The following is a 25,586-nucleotide window of genomic DNA, read 5'->3' on the forward strand; positions in this document are numbered from 1 at the left end:
ATTTAGCACCTTATTACAGGCTCTCTCACCTACACGAAATATTCAGTTGTCATGGTTCAGATACTCATGATTGAGTCTTATCCAAGCTAGTCATACCAAGGGTTTTTACTCCTTGTTTCAACTAAACGAGTCGCACTTAAATATAGGGTTCGTGTCAACTACTCTTAATAAAAATGCGATCGCCAATATCAATTTTCAACTCTAGTTTTTCTAGCTGTAGATATAATATTGTCAATTCGCTCTGCAATTATTTGAGCTAAGTCTGCTTGAGACAAAATACTAGCGTGATCGCCTGGAATTTCATAGGTGTCAACACCTCCTAAAGCCATACCTTTCCAGCCACCATCAGCATCAAAATAAGCCTTTGCATCTCTAATTTTGGCACGAAATAAAGTTAATTTACCTCCATAAGTTTGAGGAGTGTATTTCCTAAGTATTTGATAATTTAGGTTGTTAATTTTAAACGCAAGCTTTTGTTGAGGAGATAAAAACAATTCAACAAATTTAAAGTATCTTTGTTGAGTCGAGCGGAGAACTTTTGCTTTTAGTCGATATTTGATTTTTGATTTAACATAATCTAATGCTTGAAATGTTGATAGCTGGGTAAAATTGCTAAAATGAATGTATGTTTTCTGCAAGGCATTTTTATCAGTAATTTTGGGTCCTAAACAATCAAATAAAGCTAAAAGTGCAATACTTTCTCCTTGCTGCTCAAGTTGACAAGCTATTTCGTAAGCTACAAAACCGCCAAAGGAATGTCCGCCTAAATAATATGGCCCTTGTGGCTGAACCAATCTAATTTCTTGAAGATAGTCGGCAGCCATTTCTTCTAAGCAAATTAATAATGGTTCTCTGCCGTCCCAGCCTCGTGATTGTAAACCATAAAATGGCTGCTCGTTTCCTAAAGCTTTGGCTAAAGAATAATAAGTTAGCACATTACCGCCAACAGGGTGGATACAGAACAAAGGAGGCTTCGTACCATGAGGTTGAATATTAACCAGTGAAGAACGGCGTGATGCTGACCAGCCTCGATCGAGAATAATGCTGGCTAGTTGAGAGATGGTTGGTGCTTCAAATAAAGTTGCTAAAGGTAAATTAGCCCCAAAAGATTTATGGATTCGTTCAAATAAACGCAACGCCAACAGGGAATTACCGCCAAGGGAGAAAAAATCATCATCTCTGGCAATTGGTTGAACATTTAAAACCTCTGACCAAATCTGGCTTAATTTAAATTCTAAAGGGCTTTGTAGTGGCAAAGACTTGCTCATTATCGATGCTCTTTTGGTCGGAGTAGTTAGTAACGCCTTAAGGTCTACCTTGCCGTTGGGAGTTAAAGGAAAAGCATCTGTAAAGATAAAATCAGCAGGAATTGCATACTCAGGCAATTGAGTTGCCAGAAAGCTCCGCAATTGTTGGCTAGTCAGGGCCGAGTTGGGTTTTAAAATCGAGTAAGCGACCAAACTTTTTTGCTCTGCATTAGGATCGTTAACGCTAACTAACGTTTCTTGAATTTCTGGACATTGCAATAGGGCGGTTTCAATTTCTCCTAGTTCAATTCTGATACCACGAATTTTGACCTGGTTGTCAATACGACCTAAAAATTCTATATTACCGTCTTCAAGATAGCGTCCTAAATCTCCTGTTTTGTAAAGACGGGCGGTAGGGTCGCTACTAAAAGGATCGACAATAAATCTGGCGGTGGTTAATTCTGGACGATGAAGATAGCCTCTAGCTACACCAACTCCGCCTATGTAAAGTTCCCCCGTAACACCGATGGGTGCTAACTGTTGTTGAGAGTCTAAAATATAGAAGGATTGATTATGGAGAGGACGACCATAGGGAATAGCTTTGTCAGCAGTCCATTTTGAGGCGATAGGATAACAAATAGACCAAATTGAGGCTTCAGTTGCTCCTCCTAAACTAACAATCTGTAGCTGCGGGTTTAAGTTTTGCAGTTGAATTACCAAATTAGGATTAAGGCGATCGCCACTGAGCATAACTAAACGTAGTGATGATGGTAATTGTCGCTCAAAGCCAACGATATAATTAACTAGCAACTCTAAAAGAGCGGGGGCTGAGTTCCAGATAGTGACTTGTTCTTGGGCTATCAATTCCAGCCATTGTTCGGGATTAGGGCGAGTGGTACTAGGGGGCAAAATCGCTGTTCCCCCAGAACCCAAACTGCCGAAGATATCATAAACCGATAGATCGAAGCTCAAGGAAGAAACAGCCAATACACGGTCTTGAGGCTGCACCGCAAAACGCTGCTCGATATCCCATAAGGTGTTGACCGCACTATGGTGTTCTATGGCTACCCCTTTCGGATTTCCCGTTGAACCAGAAGTATAGATTACATAAGCTAGGTTATGGCTGTTTACTTGGCTTAGGGGATTTGTATTCTGTAAATTAGGTAGTTCCCCATCTCGATCGAGACAGATAATTTGAGTAGCAGTTTTGGGTAATCGCTCAAGCTGCTTTGTTTGAGTTAGCAGTATATTTAAACTAGCATCTTCAAGGATATAGCTAAGTCTAGCGGGAGGATAATTGGGGTCGATCGGTAAGTATGCTCCTCCTGCTTTGAGAATAGCAAATAAGGCGATCGCCATTTCTAAAGAGCGTTCTAAACAAATACCAACTAAACTTTCTGGCTGCACTCCTAGCTGCTGTAGATGATTCGCCAGCTTGTTGGCTTGCCGATTTAATTCACCTCTAGTCAAAGACTGACCTTGATAGACAACGGCGATCGCCTCACTATCTTCTATTACTCTAGCTTCAAATAATTGATGCAGACATAAATCCGCTCGATAGTTCGTGGTAGTTTGATTCCAAGCCAACAGCCGTTTTTTTTCTGAGTCAGAGATTAAAGGCAGGTGGGCGATGGGGTAGTTGGGATTTTGGCTGACAATTCCTGCTGTTAGAGTTTGCCATTGCTCTAACATAGTGGCAATTAATTCCTCAGAGAAGACATTAACGTTATACAACCAATAGTATTCTGCTGATTCGATACTTAACGTTAAATGACCAGAAGGATGCTCTACGTTTTGCCCCACACTTACCGTAAAATCATCTAGTTTGTTGGCTAATTGCGGAGATCTAGCGATTAAATCCGTGGCATAGCTTTGATATTTTTGATTGAGTTTTCGCCTTTTAGTAACTGTGGCGATCGCTGTGGCTAAATTATCTTCAGAGGAAATTCTTAAATTTGCAGGTACACAAGTAGCAAACCAAGGAGCGATCGCGCCATTTTCAGTAAATCCTTCAAATCCCAAAGTGATTTGTTGGTTGACGCTTAAACGAGCGATGTAAATGGCGAAGATAGCCATGACCACATCTGAAGCGTTTGTCATCCCATAGGTCTGCTGAATGAAATCAATAACTATATTGCTTAAAGGTAATTTAACCCGTCGATAACTATTGGCAGCAACAAAGGTTGCTAATTTTTTGATTCTAGGCAGGGTTAGAGGTTCCCACTTGATTAACTGCTTGCGCCAATAGCCTTCTGCTGGTGATAGTTTCGTTGCTAAGGTGGTTATTTTAGAGCTTAATTCTGAATCAATCTGAGGCAACTGTTGTTTATACTCAAGCTGATAATCTGTAACCAATTTTTCAATTGAGCTTGCTTTCCCCTGCTTAGTGGTAACATCCTGTAGCGCAATGTCTTGACTAGCCGTGGTCACAATTAATCGATCGCTTTCAATTCTGACAATTGTGCCTGGTGTGTATTGAGATTTAGCTGTAAGTTTGGCTACCCGATTAATAATTACGTAGTCTAAATTATCACTGGAGTTTAATATTAGTTTGGCTGTGGTTAAAGAATTTGTATAATTCCCAAAGCTCAATCCCCGCACTAGATTATCAATCACTGCTGCTGGCTGATTAAAATCAATAATGCCTAATGCTTGAGGTTTTTGATGACGAGGGTAGTAGCTTCGCTGCTGTAAATCTTGGAAAGTTGAATTTACTCGATCGCTAGCAAGTTCTTTGATTAATTCGCTAAAAGCGGCGATCGCTGCCTGATAGCATTTAGTATTTAGGGTTAAAGTAGTTTCTGAAGCTTCTAAGTCTATTTTGACCTGCTTGAGTATATTACCTGTATCAATTTCTGCTGTAATCTCGTGCCAGGTAATACCGTGTCGCACTTCGCCATTGATAATTGCCCAAGCTGTTGCGTTTACTCCAGCATAGCTTGGTAGTAAAGCGTCGTGGTAATTAATTGCTTGACTAACTTGAGCAATAGTTTCAGGAAGCAAAATAGCGTGATTAACAATGCTAAAAAGATAATCACACTGATCTGCTTTTAACAGTTTAAGTAACTGTTGCTGATCTTTTAAGTTAATAATTTTGTTAGTATCTGCCCACCGTTTAACGATTAAATCTGGAGATACAATACCTTTGATTCGATACTTTTGTTGCAGCAGCAGTTCGGCACACTTTATTAATAGACTTCCTTCTCCGATTAAATAACAATCAAATGAATAGTTTTTGGGGAGAACTTCTTGATTATTTTTAGACTGTGAAGTATCCAACTTATGTACTTAAATAAAATCTAAAACATATTTTCTTTAATATAATAATATCCTCTTAAGTGTATTTCGCTCTGCCTTTTAGCGTATCTTTACTGACAAACCCTCTAAATTGAGTTGCTAGAAAATATTAATATCTACACAGTGTTCTTAAAATATTTGTAATTTCATCCCATGAGCGATATTCCCCAAGTTGGACAAGCAGCACCTGATTTTATTGCTCAAGATCAAAATGGCGATCGCCTTAGCCTAAATGACAAAAAGGAGCGCTGGGTAATAAGGTATTGCAGGAGTTGAAAGTGGGTTAACTGAGACTATGCCAAATATCGTCGTTAAATTCTGCGAGAGATTTTAAGATGGTATCGGCGATCGCAAATTTAGGATTATCATATTCTAATGGTTCAGGAATAGCAATACACTTCATTTGAGCAGCCTTGGCAGCTAGCACTCCATTGAGAGAATCTTCTAAAGCCAAACATTCTGAAGGAGAGACGTTTAGTTTGTTAGCGGTAGTCAAATATACTCCTGGATGGGGTTTGCCTAAAACTTCCGATTCTGCCGAATAAACTTCAGCAAATACATTTGTCAATTCCAGCTTTTGTAATACAGCCTGAATAATCTTAGATGCAGAAGAAGAAGCCAGAGCAATTTTGACTTGTTTTTGCTGAACAAAAGATATGGCTCGATCTACTCCTGGTAAAGGTTCGCCTCGAAGATGAATCAACTCAATTACTTTAGCGATAATCAACTCCTCAACTTTCTGTTTAGCCAGATTTGTCCAAGGATGCCTTTGATACCAATAATCCACAACTTCATCGATTCTTAAGCCTTTTGTTTGCAGACATAGCTCAGAAGTGAGAAGAATATTAACCTGTTTAAAAATAAGTATTTCTGCCTCTTGCCAGAGAGGCTCGGAATCGATCAGCAACCCATCCATATCGAAAATTACAGCTTTAATCACCATGTAGTTTTAGTTATTGATTAATATTTAACTTTTCTTTTATTTCGGCTTCAGAAGCTTGAGCGCCAACTAATACCGCCTGATTATCTTTAACAAACAATGGTCGCTTAAGCAGCATAGCATTCTGTGAAAAAGCATCAATCCACTGACTTTGATTGACATTGCTTGTATTGTTGATTGCTATCGGCATTTCATACTTTGCTCAAAATAAGATACGTTACTAATCATTGCTTTGACTATTAACTTCAATTTCGTCCAACTACTTAATATATAGATGGTTTGTCAAATTTGCCCCAAAAACCCAGGCTAGAAAATAAGTTAGGTCTGGCTTTAAATTTAAAATATCATTCCTTGAGGAAGATAGTTAAGGGTAAAAAAGCCATCCTAGGCATACTATTCAAAGCAACAAGAAAGTTGTATCGTGAATTAGTTGAACAACTAAGCGCGTAGATAGAACATACACCTTAGTAAATCTGGTTCGTTTTATATTCGCGCCTCAATCAAACTAAAATTTATGAACACTAAAAAAAATATACTTTTTAAATGGTTTCAGTCTTGGTCAACTAAGTTAGTTTTGAGCAGCGTCCTAACTTTCACTGTTTTTGGTGCTAGCTTAATGGGCTGGCAACCTGAAGCATCGGCTATTTTGGCTCAGGGAGATGCAGTAACCGATCCTCAAGCTATTCTTCGCTATTCCTTACCGATAGAAAATGATTCTGTACGCAAACTGCAAAAAAGTTTGGAAGATATTTCTAATCAACTACGAGCTAAGCGTTGGAGTAATATTAGTCGGGATCTTAAAGATGCTAGCCGTGTATTATCGGCTCGTCGCGACAAGCTTTTGGCAACTATTCCTGAAGAACGCCAACCCCAAGCGAAATCTGTGATCGAGCAGTTGGCTAGTGGAACAGAAGAATTAAAAGAAATTGTGGCAGCCAAAGATCGTGAAGGAACTTACCTTAAAAGAAGGGAGTTACTCGACCTTGTTACTGATTTAGAGCAGTCGATGGTAGTAGGCTATCCTTTTGAAGTCCCAGAAGAATATGCTAACCTGCCACAGCTTTTGGGTCGTGCCACTGTAGAGATGGAAACTAACAAAGGTAATTTGAAAGTTGTAGTTGATGGCTATAGTGCGCCTGTAAACGGTGGAAACTTCATCGATTTGGTCGAGCGTGGATTTTATGATGGTTTAGACTTTAACCGCGCCGAAGATTTCTATATCCTCCAGGCAGGCGATCCACCTGGAGATGCTGATGGTTTTATCGATCCCAAAACAAATGAGTACCGCGCTATTCCGATGGAGGTATTGGTAAAGGGAGATGAATTACCTGTTTACGGGGATACTTTAGAAGAGTTAGGACGTTATTTAGATCAGCCAGCAATTCCTTTTAATGCTTATGGCGCGATCGCTTTGGCTCGTCCTGCTAATGACCCTAACGGTGGCTCTTCACAGTTTTTCTTCTTTAAGTTTGATACTGAAATTACTCCTCCTGGTTACAACCTGATGGATGGACGTTATTCTGTCTTTGGTTATTTGGTAGAAGGTAAAGAAGTCCTAGAAGAACTAACCGAAGGAGATAAAATTATTTCTGCCAAGGTTATTGATGGTATTGATAACTTGAAAGAACCAGTTTAGTGATTAATATTTTAGTTAGGGGCGAACGGCCGTTCGCCCGTACTTGGGTGGAGCGAAAGCGAAACCCAACAAAACTAAACAACATTTAATAATCAACAATCAAGGAAAATGATTGATGAACCGCTACTAGTTAAAGATTTAGGTGAGCATGGTTTATTAAAAAAGCTTCAGAGTTATTGTCCCAGGGAGATCATCGGCGATGATGGGGCAGTTTTAGGGATTACTCCTGGTAAATCTTTGGTGGTGACTACGGATGTTTTAGTAGATGGGGTTCATTTTAGCGATCGCACTACCACCGCTTTTGATGTGGGTTGGCGTGCTGCTGCTGCTAATTTGTCGGATTTGGCAGCTATGGGAGCAAATCCTCTGGGAATTACCGTTGGCTTGTCTTTACCAGGCGAGAAAGCTGTAGATTGGGTGGAAAAGCTCTATCAGGGAATGAAGGCTTGTTTAGAAGTTTATGGAACTTCTATAGTGGGGGGAGATATTTGTCGTTCTGCCGTGACTAGTATTGCCATTACTGCTTTTGGTGAAGTTCTTCCTACTAGGATAATTCGTCGTTCTAACGCCAAGCCAGGAGACGTTATTGTAATTACTGGTTTGCACGGACTTTCCAGAGGCGGACTAGAAATACTGCTCGATTCAAGTAAAAGTAAAAATCTCGAATTTCAAGAGCGAGAAAGATTAATTGAGGCTCATCAAAGACCAAAGCCAAGACTAGATGTTTTGCCGTATTTAGCCCAAATTCCTGAAAATATTGCGATCTCAGGTATGGACAGCAGCGATGGGCTAGCAGATGCGATTAAGCAAATTTGTAGCTATAGTGGTGTTGGAGCGACCATTAACGGGGAAAATCTGCACATTTTTTCAGGATTAACTAAGTTGGCAGGATTAGCAAAAGCTGGAGAATGGCTGCTTTATGGCGGAGAAGATTTTGAATTGGTTTTATCTCTTCCTTTGAATTTTGCTCTTAGCTTGGTAGAAAATCTTAGTTTTGATGCAGCAATCATTGGTGAAATTACTCAAGGGTGCGAAATTAAAATAATTAACGGCAAAAGCCATAGTTTTCAATTAACTTTAAATGAAGCTCAAGGATTTCAACATTTTTAGATATAGTAGTTCTAATGTACTAAAGTGTTGGCTATATTTTTCAGACAAGAAAAGCACAACATATTTTAAGAAAAATAGTTACCCTGGTATAAATTTCCTCGAAATGGGAATGTTAATTTTGTGAAGGAAAGTCATGGGCTGTATTATTAATTCTCATCTCTATTCAGAGGATAAATTAAGTGAGATCTAAGATAGGATAGTCAACCCAATCGACAATCATAAAAATTATTATCCTGTGTATCACACCTGATTATGGAGCAGCGAGATTTGCCTAAAACTATGCAGCAAGCATCAGGGATCGATCATATTGTCAGTAATATTTTCCAATTTATTCAAGCAAGCTTAAATAGTCCGAATATTCTGTCAAATTTGGCTGGTAAATTTGCTAATTTGCTGCTTGTCGAAACCTGTATTGTAGTCTCTATTGATGCTTATGGCAGCACTAACCAAGTAGGTTATTGGCAAAAAGATCATCTTTTGTTGACAACTCAAAAAATTACTCAGCTACTATCTAGTTTGTCTCTGGCTCAGAGTGATTTTACTCCATCCCAAGTGCTAATCCAAAAAGATTCCCATCTATTTAAAACGATCGATCATTTAGTCAAAGAAGTTCTGCCTGGAAAATCTTGGCTAGGTATAATCACTCGATATCAACAAAAGGTTAACGGTTTAGTTTTACTTTTTAAGCCAGACTCTTGTAAATGGAGTAGCTCAGAGCAGAAACTATTGCCAGAAATTTCCGACTCAATGGCGATCGCAATTTCTCAAATACAGCTTCAGCAACAGGTTCACACTAAAGCTCAATATCAATCCTTATTCAAAAAGATCAGCAGAGAAATTAGCCAAAGTTCCCATCTTCAATCACTATTTAATACCTGTTTAGCAGAACTATGCACCACTTTGGAGGCAGATCGAGGCATAATTTTGATGTTGAAGTATCAAAATCCTTTAAAAGCCAAAAATCGACAACATAATTCAGTCAAAGGAACAGTCAGAATTACTTCTCACTGGAGTGACTCAGATCGAGGCAAATCCTCTGAAGATGAACCATTTTTTAGTCTAAGTGATTCGGACTTATGCCAAAAAGCTTGGCGTAATGCTCCAAAATATTTGTGTTTTCCAGCAGATACTCCTTTTCCTGATTTAGCCCCAGAATCAGCTATTGATTCTTTTGCCACCGATGGTTCTGCTTTATTGATGATGCCTTTAATGGGTAAAAAAAGTAGCGGTACAGACTCAGCAGGAGTTCTTGGTTTTTTGGTACTGCAATATAACGAAAAACATCATTGGTTGGAAGATCAATTAGATTTAATTGATTGGGTGTGTGTACAGCTTAGTACGGCTCTAGTTCATCATCAAACTTTAAATCAGGTACAGTCCATTGTTGAAGAACGTACCGCTAAACTTAAATGGAGTTCAGATGTTCAGGCAAAACTATCAGCAAAAATGCGCCAGCACATCGATCAGCTACAAAAGTTAAATCAGTTAAAAGATGACTTTATGAACAGCATGAGTCATGAGCTAAAAACGCCTTTAACCAGCATGAAAATAGCAATTAAGATGCTGCGCCACACGGAATTATCTCCTGAAATGCACGAAAAATATCTTAATATCTTAGAGCAAGAATGGGATCGAGAATATAGCTTAATTAAAGATTTGCTGACTTTACAGCAGGTAGAGTCAGGCAAACTAACCTATAGCCCTCAAGAGCTTAATTTAACCCAAGCGATTGCTAATTTGGCTCAGTCTTTTAATACCAAGTGGCAAATGGAAAAGGGTCTTGAACTGAAGATAAATGTATCTAAACCCGATCTTAAAATTAATACTGATGTTGAAAGCCTAGAGCATATTTTAAGCGAACTATTGTTAAATGCAGCCAAATACAGTGATGAAAATACGGTGGTAGAATTGTTGGCACAAAGCCAAACTACCCTCAAAGGCAAAGACATAGTAATTTCTGTCGCCAATAGTGGTGCGGAAATTACCCCTGAAGAATTGCCCTATATCTTTGATAAATTTAGACGGGGTAAAGGGGTAACTGACCGTGCAGTGCCTGGAACAGGCTTAGGGCTTACTCTGGTACAGTATTTAGTTGAACATCTAAACGGTACGATTGAAGTTACCAATGAGCCGACAAAATGCGATCGCGAAAGCTCATTTCTGACTACCTTTGTGCTTAAATTACCTCAATTTCAACCATCTATTAGCTAGGTTAGTAAGAGATTATTTAAGATTTAAAGAATAACTATAGTCGATCGCCTTTAATTATATCTCAACTCTAAATCGGTCGATTGTCAGAAATTCCTATGAAATGGCACAGAAGTAAAAAGCTCACCAATCCAAAACTATCCCGCTTGTCTTTAGGAACTTATCCTTATTCACCATTTTTTCGCCAGATCAAAATTTTCGGCATCGCTACTAAACTTTTATTTTCTCTGTGGTGGAACAAAGTAACGGGCAATAATTCTTCTGGGCGTAGATATCGTTTGGCACAGTGGTTAGTCAAAAATATTCTGGAATTAGGACCAACCTTTATCAAAATTGGGCAGGCTTTATCAACTCGTGCAGATCTAATTCCCATTGAATATATTCAGGAATTTAGCCAACTACAGGATCGAGTACCACCCTTTAGTTCTGATTTGGCGATCGCTGTAATTGAACAGGAATTAGGCAAATCAGTTTCTGTATTGTTTGCCGAGTTTAACCCTACTCCCCTAGCTGCTGCTAGTTTGGGACAGGTACACAAAGCCAGACTCTACACGGGGGAAGACGTAGTAGTCAAGGTGCAGCGTCCTGGTTTAGCAAAATTATTTAACTTAGATTTTGAAATTCTGCATCGCTTAGTAAGATGGATGAATCGTTTAATTAAAAATTCCCGAAAATTTAATTTAGAAGCAGTTTATCGTGAATTTTTTGAGCTTCTTTACATGGAAATTGACTATGTTCACGAAGGTAAAAATGCCGATCGCTTTCGAGCCAATTTTCAAGGCTATCATCGAGTGGCAGTACCGCAGGTTTATTGGCAATATACTACTCCTAAAATTTTAACTTTAGAATATTTACCTGGCATTAAAATAGACGACCGCCTAGCTTTAGAAGCTAATCGAATTGATACACAAGAAGTAATTCAACTGGGCATCACCTGCTATTTAAAACAGCTTTTAGAAGACGGTTTTTTTCAGTCCGATCCTCACCCTGGCAACATGGCAGTTAGCCAACGGGGAGATATTATTTTTTATGATTTTGGCACCATGGCAGAAGTAAAAACCATTGCCAAAGATCAGATGGTTAAAACTTTTTTTGCCGTCTTAAAAAAGGATACGGATGAGGTAGTAGAAACTCTAATCTATATGGGTTTAATTGAGCCTGTAGCGGATATGACTCCTGTTAAACGGATGATTGCCTTTATGATCGAAGAGTTTCGCGATAAGCCCGTTGACGTGAGAGCTTTTGAACAAATAACCGAAGAAGTCTACTCAATTTTTGAGCAGCAGCCATTTCGGTTACCGCCCCAGATGACTTTTATTGTTAAGTCTTTAACTACTTTAGATGGTATTGCTCGCGCCCTCGATCCTCAATATAATTTACTGGCAGCAGCCCAACCCTTTTTAAAACAGGTGGCATTTTCCCAACAACAGGGCAGTATGTTGAGTATTTTAGCCAGACAAACCAAAGACTTTATTCAATATAAATTTAGGCAGCCAAACCGTACTCAACTATCAATCATGCGCTTAGAATCTCGCCTGGATTTAGGAGAGTTACAGGTAAAGGTCAAGAGCATAGAAAGTGAACGATCCCTTAAGCAAATTCAGTTAGGAATCAAAAGCTTAATTTATACCTGCTTTTCGGGATTTTGCTTATTATCTGGTTCAGTATTGTTGGTCGGTCACTTAAAAGGAATGGCGATCGCTTTATTCTGTTTTGCTACCTTTTGGTTTATTTTACTCATGCGATCGATGATGAGCATGGCAATGAAGGAGAAAATGTATCGCATGGCTCAGAAGTAACTAATCTAAAATCTTTAGTTGCTAATTCAATTGATTTTTGATGATGGCAAATAAATAATTTTAGATTGAGAATTAGTGGAGTGATAATTTGCTAGGCACAAAACTAGTAATAATCTACACATTAACATCATATTTTATTTGGAATATTTTCGGAGATAAACAGAAACAAGTGCTTTTTTGTGGGAGCTGATTGTTTTCCGATGCTATCATGTAGGCTACAGCTTTAGCATTTTACGACTTCAATCAATACTGATTTTTTTATGGATAGTCCAGATACTCCTCAATGCAGTCAATTCAATGATCATCTTTTAACAGCTAGATTAAAAAGAGTTTCGCAAAAAAACCTTGAAAACTTTTATAAAGATGCAGTTAATAAAGATAGTGAGCCAAAGAACAAAGCAAAATTAGTCGAAGAAATAGTTGTTCACTACAAAATAATGCTAAACAATTCTGAATTTCAAGAGAAATTAGGTGTTTTTATTAGGGACTATGTACTTAGTGCCAGGGAATCAGAATATTTAATTGAAATTAACGATAAACAAGCTTTTATCAAATGGGTAGCTAATTGGTCAAACAACGCTTATGTTGGTAATAATTTTAACTTTTACAAACATATTTATTTTGAATTGCCAGAACAACATCTATGTTTGAATAAATTAGATGCTTTAAAAACTACTATCCAATCAGAAAATAAGAAAGAAGACTATAGTTGCTTATCCTTTCCTAATAAAGTTTTTTTACTAGTTGCATATAGAAAAGAAAAAAATTAATTTTTAGTCGCAATCAATTGTTGACTATTCATGATACACGCGAGTTTGAAATTGTTTTTAGAGCGAATAGTTCTTTAGTTAGCGTCAGAGGAGAAAATTCAGTTGTTCGAGATTTTTTTAATTCTATAGTGGAAAATGCCAATCAGCAATTATCTTCAATAAGATCACTTTTTATTGGTGACGAACAAGGAAAAAGCTATAGACCTATAGTAAAACCAAGAGTGTTCATTAAAATTGAGAATTTGAAACAATCTTTTAATGGTACATATCTTGATATTGATGCCCCAGTTACAGGAGATCAAGCTACGAGAATAAAAATATCTCTAAAAGGAATGCAAAATGTTGCAGAAGAGACTCACCCCATACTAGCCGCCGCTGTAGCGGAAGTTTGGAGAGAACAAGAAAAAAGCCGTATCGCTTTCTTGTATAATAACAATACTTATTCTTTCACTGTGACCAACAATGGAGGATTGTACTTTAAACAGTATGCTCCTGAAGAAGTAGTAACTTATGTTCTATTAAAAATTCTTCTTCTGCAAAATTGCGATAATGGATACTCAAGCAATTAAATGTATAAGAAAATACATTGAAGATAAATATATTGGAGGCGGTGTCGTTAAAGTCTCTGATGTATCAGCTTACTGCGGGTGTTCAGATGGAATTATTCTTAAAGGATTAGTACGGCTTGAGGAATTAGGTGAAGTAAAAATTGAAAAAAGATATTCTTGTCCTGATTTTCACTACATAAGAGAGAATGAATTTCCTTTTTGTTCTGAATGCGATCAAAAATATCCTGAAGAGCTAATCAATGTCTACTTTTACTTTAAGCCTCTAGCCACAGTCAGAATGTGAGTAAGAAGAAACGCGAGGCTATTGATCCTATATACAAAGAAAAGTTCATTGAAGATTTAAATAGGTTCATCAGCAAAGTTCAGTCAGCAGAAATTAATAATCCTACTACTTGTGCAACTATATTTAGTAACTCTGACCAGTATGCAGATGAAAAAGCATATCTTGAAGAGTTAGCAACAGAAAATTTTTCAACTGCAAAAGATAGAGGTGATGCTCTAGAGAAGTTGATTATAAAAATATTCAACAGAATAGATTTATTAGATGGTATTTCTATAACTCGAAAGGAAACTGTCTTAGGTCAACTCGATTTGCAACTCGTTACTGTTAGAGATTTTATATATGACGTATGGGGCATGACTAGAGATAAGCCAACTGTTGAATATATGATTGGTGAGTGTAAAAATTATACTAATCCTGTTGGAAGACCAGAAATTGAACGTATATGCTGGCGTGCAACCAAAGGAGCTTGTTTGGCTTTTTTCATAGCAACTGAATATACTAAAGATGCACTAGATGAAATAGCATATTTCAATCAAAACAAACAAAATCTTCTGCTCAATTCCAATGGAGTTTATGTTATTCCTATTTCAATTTCAATGATAGAAGCTATTGTTAATAATAATATAAACTTTTGTTATTTCATTAAGTGGGCAATAAAAAACTCTAAAATAATGAGTATAGTCAATTACTTAAAACTTACTTAAATAGTTGAAATAAATGCTAACTTCTATTTTTTGAACACTTTTCAAGGTATTAAGGCGATCGCTTTATTCTGTTTTGCTACTTTTTGGTTTATTTTACTAATGCGATCGATGATGAGTATGGCAATGAAGAAGAAAATGTATCGCCTGGCGCAAAAGTAAATCATTGAGCATTTAACATCTAATGATGACATATCATGAAAACCAGGAAAGAGAAGCCTTTGAACCTCTTCGCCTTAAGGCTGAACAATTACTATCGGCAGCACTAGACAACAAAATTCACATTAATAAGGTTGAATGCCTAACCGAGAAGGGAAGACGGAATTTGCTGCTGCGATGCTTTATTAATCCAGTTGGCGATTTACCCTCAAGCTTCATTATTTAAAAGGTGGAAACAGAAAACTATAACCCTGATGATGCTGACTCTAAAGATACAAGGCGTTTATTCAATGATTGGACGGGTTCTCAATTTTTAAACACCATACCCAGCAAGTTTAAACATAGTCCTGAATTTTATGGAGGCGATCGCCATTTAGGTATGATTGTTTTGGAAGATGTGCAGCATCTTCACAGTTTAGTTGAACCATTGCTAGGAAGCGATCGCTCTCATGCGGAATGGGCATTACTTCAATATGCAACTTGTTTGAGTCAACTAAATACGGATACCCTTGGTAAAGAAGCACAATTCCAGGAACTATACAAGACTCTCTCAACCGATATGAAATTTACCAGAACAGGTGTGAATATTCCCCAGCATCAGTCTCGGTTAGAGAACCTAAAGATTTATCCTGAAAGCGTTTGGTTACGTGACTTAGAAGCTATTAATAAAACAGTGACTCATCCTGGTAAATTTCTAGCATATATTCATACCGATGCTTGTCCAGATAACGTTTTGGATACAGGTAAAGAGTTACGATTAATAGACTTTGAAACGGGTTCTTTTGGTCATGCCTTTATTGATGCTGCTTGTGGCAGAATGATGTTTCCTAGCTGTTGGTGTTCTAAACGCTTACCTCCGACTATGGTTCAGCAAATGGAGGATACTTATCGGTCAATACTTATTCAATATTGTCCAATTGCAGAAGATGATGAGATCTTTGAGACAGCTTTGGTCAATAGTTGTGGCTTTTGGCTTTTGTACACATTATCGCGACATTTTGAAGCTGCTTTAGTTAAAGATTTAGATTTTGGAATTTCTACCATTCGTCAGCGCATCATAGCTCGGCTGGAGGCTTTTATTGCCATATCGCAAGAATTTAATCAGCTTCGGGGTTTGCGAGATACTTCTAGTCGGCTTTTAGATTTGTTGCGCCAGCGTTGGTCAGATGCCCCTGAACTGCCACTTTACCCAGCATTTAACATTTATTATTAATCATTGGGATTACTAATCTGACTTATTTTTCAGACTTAAAATAATCTGGAAGACTGATTATACTTGCTTTTTGTCCTTCAAAAATGACTATAGGGATTACTTTATTCAGTACAGCGTTAGTAATACCATCTCGCATTTGTTTAAAGAATTTGTTGTCAGGTAATTTATCGGTAAATTCCTCAACCGTACTTACTTTATGAACGTAGTCTCCGCTATTGTCTTTGACGGTAATAATCGCGTTTGAGCCACTACCCGCAATAGTTTTACACTGTTCTGTAATTGATTCCTGGTTGAGACTTAAATATTCTTCAGCTTTCATTTTATGACGAGAAGTTTTCCTTCTAATTGTACGGTAAGCTAATTTAGCTTACAATTGCGATCGCTATTAATAAAATACATTGGTTGCTAATAAATAGGGAAGTTACTGAGAAATTGTATAAAATGGCGCATAAATAGCTATGTACTTAGCACTTTTGCTTAAGAAAAATAGGAAAAAATCCAAAACGTTGTATAAAGCAAAGATGCTTCCATTAAACTTACAGGTAGAATTCGCGCTGAGGTAAAAACTTATGGACAAACTTGCACTTTGGCAACGCTATCAAGACTGGCTTTATTACAACGAAGATTTAGAATTGTATTTAGATATTAGTCGTATTACCTTTGATGATGCCCTAATCAAAGAACTAGAACCCAAATTTGCTAAAGCATTTAAAGACATTGAAGCTTTAGAAGGTGGCGCGATCGCCAATCCTGATGAAAACCGCATGGTTGGTCATTATTGGCTCAGAGATCCCGATCTTGCTCCTACTGATGAATTAAGACAGGATATCATCGACACCAATAACAGAATACTTGACTTTCAAAAGAAAGTTCACAGCGGTGAGATTCATCCTCCCCAAGGTGGCAAATTTACCGATATTCTCTCTATTGGTATAGGTGGTTCGGCTTTAGGCCCGCAATTTGTAGCTCAGGCTTTAGCACCTGCTGATGCACCTTTAGATATTCACTTCATTGATAATACCGATCCTGCGGGTATTGATAAAGTCCTAGCAAGTATTGGCAATCGCTTAGAAACTACCTTAGTTTCGGTTATCTCCAAGTCTGGGGGGACTCCTGAGACTCGTAACGGCATGATTGAGGTGAAAAAATTCTATCAAGATTGTAATCTCGATTTTGCTGCTCACGCCTTTGCCATTACAGGCAAAAGCAGTAAACTAGAGGCGATCGCCGAACGGGAAGGCTGGTTAGCTATCTTCCCGATGCGTGATTGGGTTGGCGGACGTACTTCAGAATTATCTCCCGTGGGTTTAGTCGCTGCTGCTCTCCAGGGAATCGACATCAAAGCTATGCTAGAAGGGGCAAAAACTATGGATGCCCTAACTCGCAAACCTAATCTCAAGGAAAATCCCGCAGCATTATTAGCAATGGGCTGGTATTGTGCTGGTCATGGTAGAGGCGAAAAAGATATGGTAATTCTCCCTTACAAAGATAGTCTCTTGCTTTTTAGTCGCTATCTTCAACAGCTAATCATGGAATCTTTAGGTAAAGAAAAAGATTTAGATGGCAAAGTAGTCAACCAGGGTATTGCAGTTTATGGCAACAAAGGGTCAACTGACCAACACGCCTATGTTCAACAGCTACGGGAAGGGGTAAATAACTTTTTTCTTACCTTTATTGAAGTCCTAGAGGATAGAACCAGAGATTTTGTCGAAATTGAACCAGGTATTACTTCTGGTGATTATCTCAAAGGATTTTTGCTAGGAACTCGTACAGCTTTAAACGATAAGCAAAGAGATTCGATTACTATCACTATCCCTAAAGTAAATGAGCGTCTTGTTGGTGCTTTGATTGCCCTTTACGAACGGGGAGTTAGTATTTATGCGTCTTTAGTTAATATCAATGCTTATCATCAGCCTGGTGTGGAAGCAGGTAAAAAAGCTGCTGCATCAGTTTTAGATCTGCAAAAAAAGGTAGTAGAAGCTTTGAAACAAAGTTCATCTCCTTTATCTCTGGCAGAATTAGCAGATCAAGCTCATGTAAGTGACGAGATTGAAACCGTTTACCAAATTCTGCGTCATTTAAATGCTAATAAGCGGGGTGTTGTGATAGTTGAAGGCAATATTGGTCAACCAGACACCATTAAAGTTGCTTTGCAGGCTTAAGCTTATAAAAGTTAAGTACTGAGTCATGTTAACAAGAAGCGTTATTTGTTTTAACAACAGGTAACGCTTTTTGTGTACGTAAGCATAAAATGAATTCGAGTTGGTGTTTGTATGTTGCTTTGACTCTCTATCAGCATCGAACTGTTTCGGGTGTAAATCTTGATCGCTATACTAAACTCATCATTGAACAGTATGTCAGGCAACTAATACAGTTAGTGATTACTAATCTACTATTCAAAATATGGCTACTTTCCACACTAGGTTGGCAGCCATTTGCTAACTATTGAAGAAAGTTTCCTTCAATAGTTAGCGATTTGTTTTCCTGCAAATTTAGATTGAGCTTGATTACCTGAGATAGCTTTATTCATGAGATGCTGGAAGTTATGGGTCTAATTCGGATGTTTTACCAGCAAAATACTCGACTAACTTCTCTGGTGCTAAAGCAGTGGTGTATTGTTGTGTTAATTCTGGAGTTGCTAGTTCGAGTAATACGGCATTTTCCACCCAAAACTCAATCACATCGAAGTAACCGCGACTACAGCGTAAACACCGCCAGTTTTCACGCTTAGCAATAGAATCGATTTGCGACTGCTCAAGCATTATAGAAATGGCAGCGTGAGTAGCAATAAAATGGTTTTCAGTATTTGGGTTTTGGTACTGTATCGGTTTATCGTCCTCTCCTGGAATCATTTCAGTGCCAAGAGGATAAACTTCAATTAGAGTCCCGTATTTATCGGCGGCAAATGCTACATAGCTGCCTGGATGGGATGGAAAAGGAGCAGAATAGCCATTGAATAGTTCAGCTAAAACCTCAGCAACGTGAAGTGGATTTTTAGCAGGGATGGAAATGTGATGAATCATTAGTTCTTTGACTCCTATGACTTTAGGTAATTCCACCAATAGTCGGCAGGTTATTGTTTATCTTATCAAGATGGGAAACCATTAAAGGGAAGTAAAGCAGGAATCTGGCTAATCTGGGTTGATGATTATCGAATCCTTTGCCATATTAAAAATTAAACTTGCATTATACTGGTTCTTGCTGTTGGACATCGAAAAGACATCTACTCATAGAAAAGGTTATTCCATTTATTTTGCGTAGACGCACAGTAAAATTTAAGTTAGTTCATTATTAATAACTCTTCAGCATCTAAAATAGACCAGACTTCTTGCATCAAAGTATCTAATCCTGAACGTGTTACTGCCGAGACATGGAAAATTGGCACAGAAGTAAGTTCTTGTAGTTCAGTGGTAAGAAGCTCCAAAGTTTTGGGATCTAGCGCATCTATTTTATTAAAAGCAATAATTTGGGGGCGTTCAGGTAGTCCATGTCCATAGGCTTCTAGTTCTTGTTGAATTGTTTGATAATCAGCTATAGGATCTTCGGTGGTGGCATCAATTAGATGTAGCAGAACACGGGTTCGTTCGATGTGGCGCAAAAACTCATGACCTAAACCTATACCTTCTGAAGCACCAGAGATTAATCCAGGAATATCGGCAAATACTGTCCCGTCTCCTGTCGGCTTGCGCACCACTCCTAGATTGGGTACAAGGGTTGTAAAAGGATAGTCTGCTACCTTGGGTTTAGCTGAGGACAAAGAAGAAATTAAGGTAGATTTTCCAGCATTGGGTAAGCCGATAATGCCTACTTCAGCGATCAGCTTTAATTCTAAGCGTAAGTTTTTTACTTCTCCTTCTAATCCTGGTAATGCGTGTTCTGGAGCGCGATTACGATTGCTCAAGAAATGTTTATTACCTAGACCTCCTTTCCCGCCTTGAGCAACGCAAATAGTTTCGCCGTTGGTGGTCAAGTCGCCAACAACTTCTCCCGTCTCAACATCGGTAATCAAAGTACCACAGGGAACTTCAATCAGGCGATCGCTTCCTTTAGCTCCAGTACAGTTATTGGGTCCTCCTTTTTTCCCGTCTTCAGCTTTGAATATTCTGGCATAACGAAAATCCAAGAGGGTTTGCAGGCGATCTGAGGCAACAAAAATTACTGAACCACCCCAGCCACCGTTTCCTCCAGCAGGGCCCCCCGCAGGGACATATTTCTCGCGCCTGAATGCCACCATGCCATCGCCACCGTTGCCCGCTACTACTTCTATTTCTGCTAAATCGATAAATTGCATCTGGCAAATGTTGAGTTTGATTATTTAATATACTTTGTCACATCTTCGCCACAGTCATCAGCTAAATAAGACAGGGAACGAAAACGCAACATGGTGAACTGCTCGTATAAAGGATTTAGCTTGCAAAGAGGGGGAATGTGAGCTACTTTGCGTCCAAATAAATTGATATCCCGTTCAAAAGGACACTGGGGTGGAATCACTTTACAGACAAATTTAGCCAAACGATGATCTTTGACCTCCATGCCTTCTAGCCAATCTTTAACGGGATGCAGTACGTCTACACCAGATTTAGATTTTTTAGGCGGTGTCAGGGTTGAAGCAGCACCTGCGTTAGTTTCTTGTGGCTCTGGTTTATATAGAGTATGCTCTAAAGATTTGAGAGCTTCTACTTCAATTTCTAAAGTATTACTAAACTGCTGCATTAGATCGTATTCAGGCTGAGAACAGACTCCATCGGCTACAGCTACTAATACGCAAGTACGCAAGAAGTTTTCGGCTGTTTCGGGGTCTTTGCCTAAACTAGCAGCCAGTTCTTCAGGAGTAATAGTTTCTAAACTTTTAACATCATCAAAATCAGCCAAATCATTGGTAAGTTGGCTAATAAGTTCCTGTTCTTCGGGGTCATAGTGTCCGTCTGCCAAAGCAACAGTGTATAAGCCTCTGAACCAAGCCACGATTTGGCGATCGCTATAGGCGGATTTAGTAATACTAGTCATCAGGAGTTATGCTTAAAATACGCTACTAAGAAGCTATTTGCAATCTTCAATATACGAGGCAAGAAGATAGATAAAGGTTAGAATCTCATGCCATCTAAATGATAGCGAAAACTAGTGCCAAAACTATTTAAAATTAAAGAGCGTAGTCTTAATCAAACAATAATATTATTCAAGAATTTACACTACAGGTAACGCAAGCAGGATCTCGCTTGGATCGCTGGCTATCAAAGAATTTAACTGATATTTCTCGTTCTCGCATTCAAAAGTTAATTGAAGATGGCAATGTTCAGCTAAATAGCCAAATTTGCACTAGCAAAAAAGTTAAAGTTGCTCCTGGTGATTTTCTTTATGTGGTTATTCCTGAACCTGAAAAACTAAATTTGACCCCAGAAAATATTCCCCTAAATATTCTTTATGAAGACGAACATCTAATTATTGTGAATAAACCCGCGGGGATGGTGGTTCATCCTGCACCAGGACATTATACTGGCACACTAGTTCATGCTTTGCTTTATCATTGTGATACTTTAGCGGGGATTGGCGGTGTAGAACGTCCAGGCATTGTTCACCGTCTTGATAAAGATACTACGGGAGCTATTGTGGTCGCCAAAAGCGATCGCGCTCATCAAGACTTGCAGGCACAAATTAAAGCCAAAACTGCCAGAAGAGAATATTGGGGAGTGATCTATGGTTCTTTTGCCACAGAATCTGGAAGAGTTGATTTACCTATTGGTCGTCATAAGGGCGATCGCCAAAAAATGGCAGTTATTCCTGTAGACCGAGGCGGAAGAGAGGCCGTTACCCATTGGAAAACCCTGGAACGAATTGGCAACTATAGCTTGATGCAGTTTCTCTTGGAAACAGGACGTACTCACCAAATTAGGGTTCATTGCGCTCACCAGGGACATCCCTTGCTGGGAGATTCTACTTACGGCTCAAATCGCTCACTCAAGGTCAATTTATCTGGTCAGGCTCTTCATGCACGGCAACTGTCTTTATTACATCCTATTTCAGGAGAATTGATTAAGGCGATCGCGCCTTTACCCGCAGAATTTACTAAACTTTTACAGGTCTTACGGAATCGAATTAATTAGGCAAGGGCGAACGACCGTTCGCCCCTACTGCAAAAAGAGGGAGATCATCAATTAACAACATAATTTCTCTCGAAACTATTCCGCTAATTAACAATTCCCTCTTTAGGTGTCCTATTTCAAATCTTGAAAACCAAACTTAAATTAGATTTCTCTAGATTAATTGGTTTTGCGATAAGGAACTTTAGACATATAGTTGATATTTGACACAGACGTAGAACTTGGAGTATTTGCTCTGCTAGGTAAGCTGCGAGCCATATCCATATACAAAGCTGGACTACCTGCTTGAGCTTTTTGCTCTTGAGGACGATAGGAACGAACTTCGGTTTGCCAAATAATTTGGGGGAATCCCAAAATAGCACGATAGTATTCGTCGTAACGAGGAGAGGTAATGTTAAAAGGACGTTCTCCTTGTTCACGACCAGCAAGTACCCGACGACGACGGTAAGGTACAACATCGTAACCAAAGTTTTCCATGTATTCGTCAGTGTCTAGCAGTTCGTCAATGAATCCCGCTAAACCTTTGGTGGCTATTTTAATCGACCACGCAATTTTCTCTCTTTCGTTATAGACATCACGCCCTAAAACTCGTTGAATACACTGCTCAACAAAGCGATAGTTGCTGTTTTTCTCATAGAAACTATTGTAAAAAGTTTCAGAAAGCAAAAGTCCACGAATGAAGTCTCTGACTGTAATCTGACGATTACGCAATTGCGATTCTAGGAATATTTCGCGATCAGAGCGAAAAGCATGGAAAAATATCTGGCGATATGCTGCTTGGATCAGGTTATTCATCTCAGACAAAGAAAATGTATTCTCTGCTGAGAAAATTTTGGGTTGGTCATCACCCCCAATATCGTATCCATCGACACGGGCATTTTGGGAGCTAGGCTTATAGCCTAATAAGGGAATAGACAAGTCAAAACCTCCGTCTATTGTTTTGTATATTAAAATTTCTTAGTCCCAATCATACGGTAGTTAGGGGGTCGAAATAAATAACAGTAACAAAATATTACAGAGTATCAAGCATTAAACATTCAACATCGTAGGCTGGGCAATACAAGCTTATAAGTATGTGAATTACAAAACTATTTTTTGCCCACCAAATAGAAATAGTCCTAATTAGTAATCTGTTACCAGCCTGAAATAGCGAAAGCTTTAGTATCAACATTTTCTGTAGTTTTTGCTGGTTTGTCTTCTACTACCCTAGACTCAGCACAGAAGGTAGCAGTATTAAATCCACCAAATCTTTTTACCGTACTGCTTCGCAAGCGCAAATCAGGGTTAACAAACCAAAAACGTTCGATGATGCTCATGGTTTCGTATTCGGTGATTAAAACTAATCCATCTTCTGTGTCCATTTCGTATTCTCCAGCTACAGGAACAATTTCTGCATAGCCTCTTTCTCTGAGTAGCTTGCCTTTTCTAGGGTTTTCTAGGTCGGGAATTAAGGCGAACACGGTTGTACCCTTATGGTCTTCGTTCTCTTTATCCCACGCCATTGAACCATCCCAGCTAACAAAAGCACCGCCAATTGAGCTTTGCGGATCTACGTCGTGCATTTGACAGATGGCAGCTATTTTTTCATCACCAGCGTCGAGAAACTCCACATTAATGTCGGAATTTCCGCTTTCTGCTCTTCTAAATGGTAGGTGGTGAGTAGTGCGTTGCGATCGCCATTTTCCTGAACTCTGTTGAAAAAACTCTTTGGCATCTTTTATAGAATTCATGTCTATAATTATTATTTTTTATTTTTTATATTTTCACTATATCTAGAATTGGTCAATCTCGGCACGAGCAAAATTGTTCATGGCAAGCTTTTAGGTTTTTTTTGCATCGAAATACACCAAAAAGCTGCTTCTTTGATAAGTATTTTATAACTTTTTGTTGCTTTTATTAATTAATACTTGACATCGTAGACATCTTATAGAGGGAGTGTTAGATTTATTAAAAATTCAGCCATAGTTAGGTAGAAAGATATTGTTCTACTAGCTAAATATTTTTAGATGTAAGGAGTAAAGCTGATGGATTTATCTGGACAGTTAAGCCTAGAGCAAAAGTTCAAGTTAAAGGTTCTCCAAGAACAGGTGCAAAATCTTAGTAAAGAGGAGGCACAAGAATACTTGTTAGAAATGTTCCGTCAGACGATGGTAAAAGATAATCTGGTTAAAAATCTACTCAAAAACGCTTAGTATTTATTTTTGCTCAAGCTAGTAGATTAGTTTATATACTCTAACAATGGAATGTAGGGTGAAGTGTGCTATTTATATCTTGAGAGATTTAGGAGTAAAACGATCTTTTTAGGTTATGAAGTATTTACGACTCTTAGATAAGGGAATGATCCTTATAGAATTTGTTATGTAATGACTTTAAGGTCAAACGCTTGGCACCTACAAAAAAGCAATAGATATTTACTAGTTCAGTAGCTCAAACTATTATTTAAACTAGATACTTGTTACGAAAATATTGGCAATAATAGCAATTAATTAAGCAAAGAATTAAGAAAAGCAAAAGACGTAAAAATTGATACTGAGGTCAATACCGACCTTTATAGATGATCTGTCTTTAATCTAAACCTATACCTAGCAATAGTTTACAGTTTTATAAAATTGTAAACTATTAATTCAAATATTAGTTTGTAGGCAATTAGCTAGAAACATTACCTTATAAGATAGATAAAGTAATAAGTAAATATACTAGGTAATACCAATGGAAGCTGAAAAGCTTAGTCACGAAGCATTATTGTCGACGCGAGAATTAGAGATTGTGGAGCTAGTGGTGACTGGTTTGAGTAACCACAAGATTGCTCAACAATTGGATATCAGTAAAAGAACAGTTGATAACCACATCAGCAATATTCTCAAAAAAACTGGTGCTATCAACCGTGTTGAACTAGTACGTTGGTCTTTGCAGTGGGGAAAAGTATGTCTTGATAACGTCAACTGCTGTTCGTTACCTGAAGTCAGCCAAACTATTGACTGTAATGAAATGGTTTCTTAAACTGCTTCTAGTTAAATTAGCTATAACGTTAATGTTGGTATTGAGTGGCTGTAGAGATTCAGGGTATATCACTCCTCCCACTCAAACCTTTAACGCTACGCTAAACTCTACTTCAGCAGAAGGAGATGCTAATTTTTCCCACGATGGTCGTTATCTAATTTTTACTAGCGATCGCGCTAACAAACGCAGTATATTTTTATTTGATATGCAGCGTCGTCGTTCAATAGCTTTGCCTGGATTAAATCAGCTAGGTAGTATGCAGTATGAAGGAGATATCAGTGCTGATGGACGCTATCTTGTTTATGTATCCGAACAGTTAGGTAAAACTGATATCTTTTTTTATGATCGTCAAACAAACAAGAGCCAAAATCTAACTAAAAATTTTTTAGGGGAGGTTCGTCAACCTAGTATTAGCGGTAATGGACGTTTTATTGCTTTTGAGGGTAATCGCTCTGGTCAATGGGATATTGAGATTTACGATCGGGGATTTGGAGCAGATCTTTCCTTACCTAGCAACCTTCGGGTTACCCCCAATGCTGAATAAAGTTGGCAAACG

General features: G+C 38.3%; 26 protein-coding genes. 17 read left to right on the plus strand and 9 right to left on the minus strand.

Translation table 11 applies throughout. From position 1 onward, the window contains the following. Positions 1 to 188 precede the first annotated feature (188 nt). From SLP02_RS07425 to SLP02_RS07435, 3 genes are all read right to left on the minus strand, one after another. On the minus strand, positions 189 to 4,526 hold the full coding sequence (locus SLP02_RS07425; protein WP_319420021.1) for an amino acid adenylation domain-containing protein: 4,338 nt from the start codon (positions 4,524 to 4,526) through the stop codon (positions 189 to 191). Positions 4,527 to 4,827: 301 nt separating this feature from the next. Beyond that, positions 4,828 to 5,487, minus strand: a complete 660-nt coding sequence (gene hxpB / locus SLP02_RS07430; protein WP_319420022.1) for a hexitol phosphatase HxpB — start codon at positions 5,485 to 5,487, stop codon at positions 4,828 to 4,830. Positions 5,488 to 5,497: 10 nt separating this feature from the next. Continuing rightward, complete coding sequence (locus SLP02_RS07435) at positions 5,498 to 5,674, minus strand: thioredoxin domain-containing protein (RefSeq protein ID WP_319420023.1); 177 nt, start codon at positions 5,672 to 5,674, stop codon at positions 5,498 to 5,500. A gap of 324 nt (positions 5,675 to 5,998) precedes the next feature. Between SLP02_RS07435 and SLP02_RS07440 the strand changes: the two genes are divergently transcribed. The 11 genes from SLP02_RS07440 (at position 5,999) to SLP02_RS07490 (ending at position 15,932) form a co-directional block, all read left to right on the plus strand. Further along, positions 5,999 to 7,120 carry a peptidylprolyl isomerase gene (locus SLP02_RS07440; RefSeq protein ID WP_319420024.1) on the plus strand — a complete coding sequence of 374 codons (1,122 nt, stop codon included), beginning with the start codon at positions 5,999 to 6,001 and terminating at the stop codon, positions 7,118 to 7,120. Positions 7,121 to 7,228: 108 nt separating this feature from the next. Beyond that, positions 7,229 to 8,230, plus strand: a complete 1,002-nt coding sequence (thiL, locus tag SLP02_RS07445) for a thiamine-phosphate kinase (protein WP_319420025.1) — start codon at positions 7,229 to 7,231, stop codon at positions 8,228 to 8,230. A gap of 252 nt (positions 8,231 to 8,482) precedes the next feature. Then, on the plus strand, positions 8,483 to 10,441 hold the full coding sequence (locus SLP02_RS07450; RefSeq protein ID WP_319420026.1) for a sensor histidine kinase: 1,959 nt from the start codon (positions 8,483 to 8,485) through the stop codon (positions 10,439 to 10,441). 95 nt (positions 10,442 to 10,536) lie between these two features. Next, positions 10,537 to 12,237 carry an ABC1 kinase family protein gene (locus tag SLP02_RS07455; protein WP_319420027.1) on the plus strand — a complete coding sequence of 567 codons (1,701 nt, stop codon included), beginning with the start codon at positions 10,537 to 10,539 and terminating at the stop codon, positions 12,235 to 12,237. A 260-nt stretch (positions 12,238 to 12,497) separates the two neighbouring features. Continuing rightward, positions 12,498 to 13,007 (plus strand): hypothetical protein, encoded by a 510-nt coding sequence (locus SLP02_RS07460; protein WP_319420028.1) that lies wholly within the window; start codon positions 12,498 to 12,500, stop codon positions 13,005 to 13,007. Positions 13,008 to 13,027: 20 nt separating this feature from the next. Further along, a complete protein-coding gene (locus SLP02_RS07465; RefSeq protein WP_319420029.1) occupies positions 13,028 to 13,576 on the plus strand; it encodes a hypothetical protein in 549 nt (182 codons plus the stop codon). Then, positions 13,557 to 13,859 (plus strand): hypothetical protein, encoded by a 303-nt coding sequence (locus tag SLP02_RS07470; RefSeq protein WP_319420030.1) that lies wholly within the window; start codon positions 13,557 to 13,559, stop codon positions 13,857 to 13,859. The genes SLP02_RS07465 and SLP02_RS07470 overlap by 20 nt, the downstream gene beginning before the upstream one ends. After that, positions 13,856 to 14,563, plus strand: a complete 708-nt coding sequence (locus SLP02_RS07475; protein ID WP_319420031.1) for a hypothetical protein — start codon at positions 13,856 to 13,858, stop codon at positions 14,561 to 14,563. Before SLP02_RS07470 ends, SLP02_RS07475 begins: the two co-directional genes overlap by 4 nt. A 30-nt stretch (positions 14,564 to 14,593) precedes the next feature. Then, on the plus strand, positions 14,594 to 14,722 hold the full coding sequence (locus SLP02_RS07480) for a hypothetical protein (protein ID WP_319420032.1): 129 nt from the start codon (positions 14,594 to 14,596) through the stop codon (positions 14,720 to 14,722). Between the two features lie 22 nt (positions 14,723 to 14,744). After that, positions 14,745 to 14,945 (plus strand): hypothetical protein, encoded by a 201-nt coding sequence (locus tag SLP02_RS07485; RefSeq protein WP_319420033.1) that lies wholly within the window; start codon positions 14,745 to 14,747, stop codon positions 14,943 to 14,945. A 3-nt stretch (positions 14,946 to 14,948) separates the two neighbouring features. After that, on the plus strand, positions 14,949 to 15,932 hold the full coding sequence (locus SLP02_RS07490) for a phosphotransferase family protein (protein ID WP_319420034.1): 984 nt from the start codon (positions 14,949 to 14,951) through the stop codon (positions 15,930 to 15,932). A gap of 22 nt (positions 15,933 to 15,954) precedes the next feature. Here SLP02_RS07490 and SLP02_RS07495 read toward each other — a convergent pair whose 3' ends face one another. Then, entirely contained in the window at positions 15,955 to 16,251 is a 297-nt protein-coding gene (locus tag SLP02_RS07495; RefSeq protein ID WP_319420035.1) for a hypothetical protein, read from the minus strand. A gap of 250 nt (positions 16,252 to 16,501) precedes the next feature. On the opposite strand from SLP02_RS07495, the gene SLP02_RS07500 reads away from it, so the two are divergent. Both SLP02_RS07500 and SLP02_RS07505 read left to right on the plus strand, forming a co-directional pair. Next, on the plus strand, positions 16,502 to 18,094 hold the full coding sequence (locus SLP02_RS07500) for a glucose-6-phosphate isomerase (RefSeq protein WP_319420036.1): 1,593 nt from the start codon (positions 16,502 to 16,504) through the stop codon (positions 18,092 to 18,094). Positions 18,095 to 18,183: 89 nt separating this feature from the next. Continuing rightward, positions 18,184 to 18,381, plus strand: coding sequence for a hypothetical protein (locus SLP02_RS07505; protein ID WP_319420037.1), 198 nt, complete (start codon positions 18,184 to 18,186; stop codon positions 18,379 to 18,381). Between the two features lie 94 nt (positions 18,382 to 18,475). Here SLP02_RS07505 and SLP02_RS07510 read toward each other — a convergent pair whose 3' ends face one another. The 3 genes from SLP02_RS07510 to SLP02_RS07520 all read right to left on the minus strand — a co-directional run bounded on the left by SLP02_RS07510 (position 18,476) and on the right by SLP02_RS07520 (position 20,939). Continuing rightward, positions 18,476 to 18,955 carry a hypothetical protein gene (locus SLP02_RS07510; RefSeq protein ID WP_319420038.1) on the minus strand — a complete coding sequence of 160 codons (480 nt, stop codon included), beginning with the start codon at positions 18,953 to 18,955 and terminating at the stop codon, positions 18,476 to 18,478. Positions 18,956 to 19,212: 257 nt separating this feature from the next. Continuing rightward, positions 19,213 to 20,223 (minus strand): GTPase ObgE, encoded by a 1,011-nt coding sequence (obgE, locus tag SLP02_RS07515; RefSeq protein ID WP_319420039.1) that lies wholly within the window; start codon positions 20,221 to 20,223, stop codon positions 19,213 to 19,215. A gap of 20 nt (positions 20,224 to 20,243) precedes the next feature. Next, positions 20,244 to 20,939 carry a Mo-dependent nitrogenase C-terminal domain-containing protein gene (locus tag SLP02_RS07520; RefSeq protein ID WP_319420040.1) on the minus strand — a complete coding sequence of 232 codons (696 nt, stop codon included), beginning with the start codon at positions 20,937 to 20,939 and terminating at the stop codon, positions 20,244 to 20,246. A 167-nt stretch (positions 20,940 to 21,106) separates the two neighbouring features. Between SLP02_RS07520 and SLP02_RS07525 the strand changes: the two genes are divergently transcribed. Further along, positions 21,107 to 22,033, plus strand: a complete 927-nt coding sequence (locus SLP02_RS07525; RefSeq protein ID WP_319423661.1) for an RluA family pseudouridine synthase — start codon at positions 21,107 to 21,109, stop codon at positions 22,031 to 22,033. A 156-nt stretch (positions 22,034 to 22,189) separates the two neighbouring features. Here SLP02_RS07525 and SLP02_RS07530 read toward each other — a convergent pair whose 3' ends face one another. Further along, the gene (locus SLP02_RS07530) at positions 22,190 to 22,948 is read right to left on the minus strand and encodes a phycobilisome rod-core linker polypeptide (protein ID WP_319420041.1); all 759 of its coding nucleotides are present in this window, start codon (positions 22,946 to 22,948) and stop codon (positions 22,190 to 22,192) included. A 215-nt stretch (positions 22,949 to 23,163) separates the two neighbouring features. Then, positions 23,164 to 23,760, minus strand: a complete 597-nt coding sequence (locus tag SLP02_RS07535; RefSeq protein WP_319420042.1) for a phycobiliprotein lyase — start codon at positions 23,758 to 23,760, stop codon at positions 23,164 to 23,166. Between the two features lie 294 nt (positions 23,761 to 24,054). On the opposite strand from SLP02_RS07535, the gene SLP02_RS07540 reads away from it, so the two are divergent. From SLP02_RS07540 to SLP02_RS07550, 3 genes are all read left to right on the plus strand, one after another. Next, a complete protein-coding gene (locus tag SLP02_RS07540) occupies positions 24,055 to 24,222 on the plus strand; it encodes an NblA/ycf18 family protein (protein ID WP_319420043.1) in 168 nt (55 codons plus the stop codon). Between the two features lie 517 nt (positions 24,223 to 24,739). Continuing rightward, positions 24,740 to 25,030, plus strand: coding sequence for a photosynthetic electron transport-dependent transcriptional regulator PedR (locus SLP02_RS07545; protein ID WP_319420044.1), 291 nt, complete (start codon positions 24,740 to 24,742; stop codon positions 25,028 to 25,030). Next, on the plus strand, positions 25,014 to 25,574 hold the full coding sequence (locus tag SLP02_RS07550; protein ID WP_413467137.1) for a TolB family protein: 561 nt from the start codon (positions 25,014 to 25,016) through the stop codon (positions 25,572 to 25,574). Before SLP02_RS07545 ends, SLP02_RS07550 begins: the two co-directional genes overlap by 17 nt. Positions 25,575 to 25,586 lie beyond the last annotated feature (12 nt).

The sequence above is a fragment of the Pleurocapsa sp. FMAR1 genome (assembly GCF_963665995.1).
Classification (GTDB): Bacteria; Cyanobacteriota; Cyanobacteriia; order Cyanobacteriales; family Xenococcaceae; genus Waterburya.

Excerpts from the sequence above, each read along its gene's own strand:
- SLP02_RS07470 (WP_319420030.1), top strand. The coding sequence starts at position 13,557 with ATGGATACTCAAGCAATTAAATGTATAAGAAAATACATTGAAGATAAA.
- SLP02_RS07460 (WP_319420028.1), top strand. The coding sequence starts at position 12,498 with ATGGATAGTCCAGATACTCCTCAATGCAGTCAATTCAATGATCATCTT.
- SLP02_RS07435 (WP_319420023.1), bottom strand. The coding sequence starts at position 5,674 with ATGCCGATAGCAATCAACAATACAAGCAATGTCAATCAAAGTCAGTGG.
- SLP02_RS07510 (WP_319420038.1), bottom strand. The coding sequence starts at position 18,955 with ATGATTCATCACATTTCCATCCCTGCTAAAAATCCACTTCACGTTGCT.
- SLP02_RS07540 (WP_319420043.1), top strand. The coding sequence starts at position 24,055 with ATGGATTTATCTGGACAGTTAAGCCTAGAGCAAAAGTTCAAGTTAAAG.
- SLP02_RS07505 (WP_319420037.1), top strand. The coding sequence starts at position 18,184 with ATGAATTCGAGTTGGTGTTTGTATGTTGCTTTGACTCTCTATCAGCAT.
- SLP02_RS07535 (WP_319420042.1), bottom strand. The coding sequence starts at position 23,760 with ATGAATTCTATAAAAGATGCCAAAGAGTTTTTTCAACAGAGTTCAGGA.
- SLP02_RS07455 (WP_319420027.1), top strand. The coding sequence starts at position 10,537 with ATGAAATGGCACAGAAGTAAAAAGCTCACCAATCCAAAACTATCCCGC.
- obgE (WP_319420039.1), bottom strand. The coding sequence starts at position 20,223 with ATGCAATTTATCGATTTAGCAGAAATAGAAGTAGTAGCGGGCAACGGT.
- SLP02_RS07550 (WP_413467137.1), top strand. The coding sequence starts at position 25,014 with ATGAAATGGTTTCTTAAACTGCTTCTAGTTAAATTAGCTATAACGTTA.
- SLP02_RS07520 (WP_319420040.1), bottom strand. The coding sequence starts at position 20,939 with ATGACTAGTATTACTAAATCCGCCTATAGCGATCGCCAAATCGTGGCT.
- SLP02_RS07485 (WP_319420033.1), top strand. The coding sequence starts at position 14,745 with ATGATGACATATCATGAAAACCAGGAAAGAGAAGCCTTTGAACCTCTT.
- SLP02_RS07450 (WP_319420026.1), top strand. The coding sequence starts at position 8,483 with ATGGAGCAGCGAGATTTGCCTAAAACTATGCAGCAAGCATCAGGGATC.
- hxpB (WP_319420022.1), bottom strand. The coding sequence starts at position 5,487 with ATGGTGATTAAAGCTGTAATTTTCGATATGGATGGGTTGCTGATCGAT.
- SLP02_RS07545 (WP_319420044.1), top strand. The coding sequence starts at position 24,740 with ATGGAAGCTGAAAAGCTTAGTCACGAAGCATTATTGTCGACGCGAGAA.
- SLP02_RS07440 (WP_319420024.1), top strand. The coding sequence starts at position 5,999 with ATGAACACTAAAAAAAATATACTTTTTAAATGGTTTCAGTCTTGGTCA.
- SLP02_RS07500 (WP_319420036.1), top strand. The coding sequence starts at position 16,502 with ATGGACAAACTTGCACTTTGGCAACGCTATCAAGACTGGCTTTATTAC.
- SLP02_RS07495 (WP_319420035.1), bottom strand. The coding sequence starts at position 16,251 with ATGAAAGCTGAAGAATATTTAAGTCTCAACCAGGAATCAATTACAGAA.
- thiL (WP_319420025.1), top strand. The coding sequence starts at position 7,229 with ATGATTGATGAACCGCTACTAGTTAAAGATTTAGGTGAGCATGGTTTA.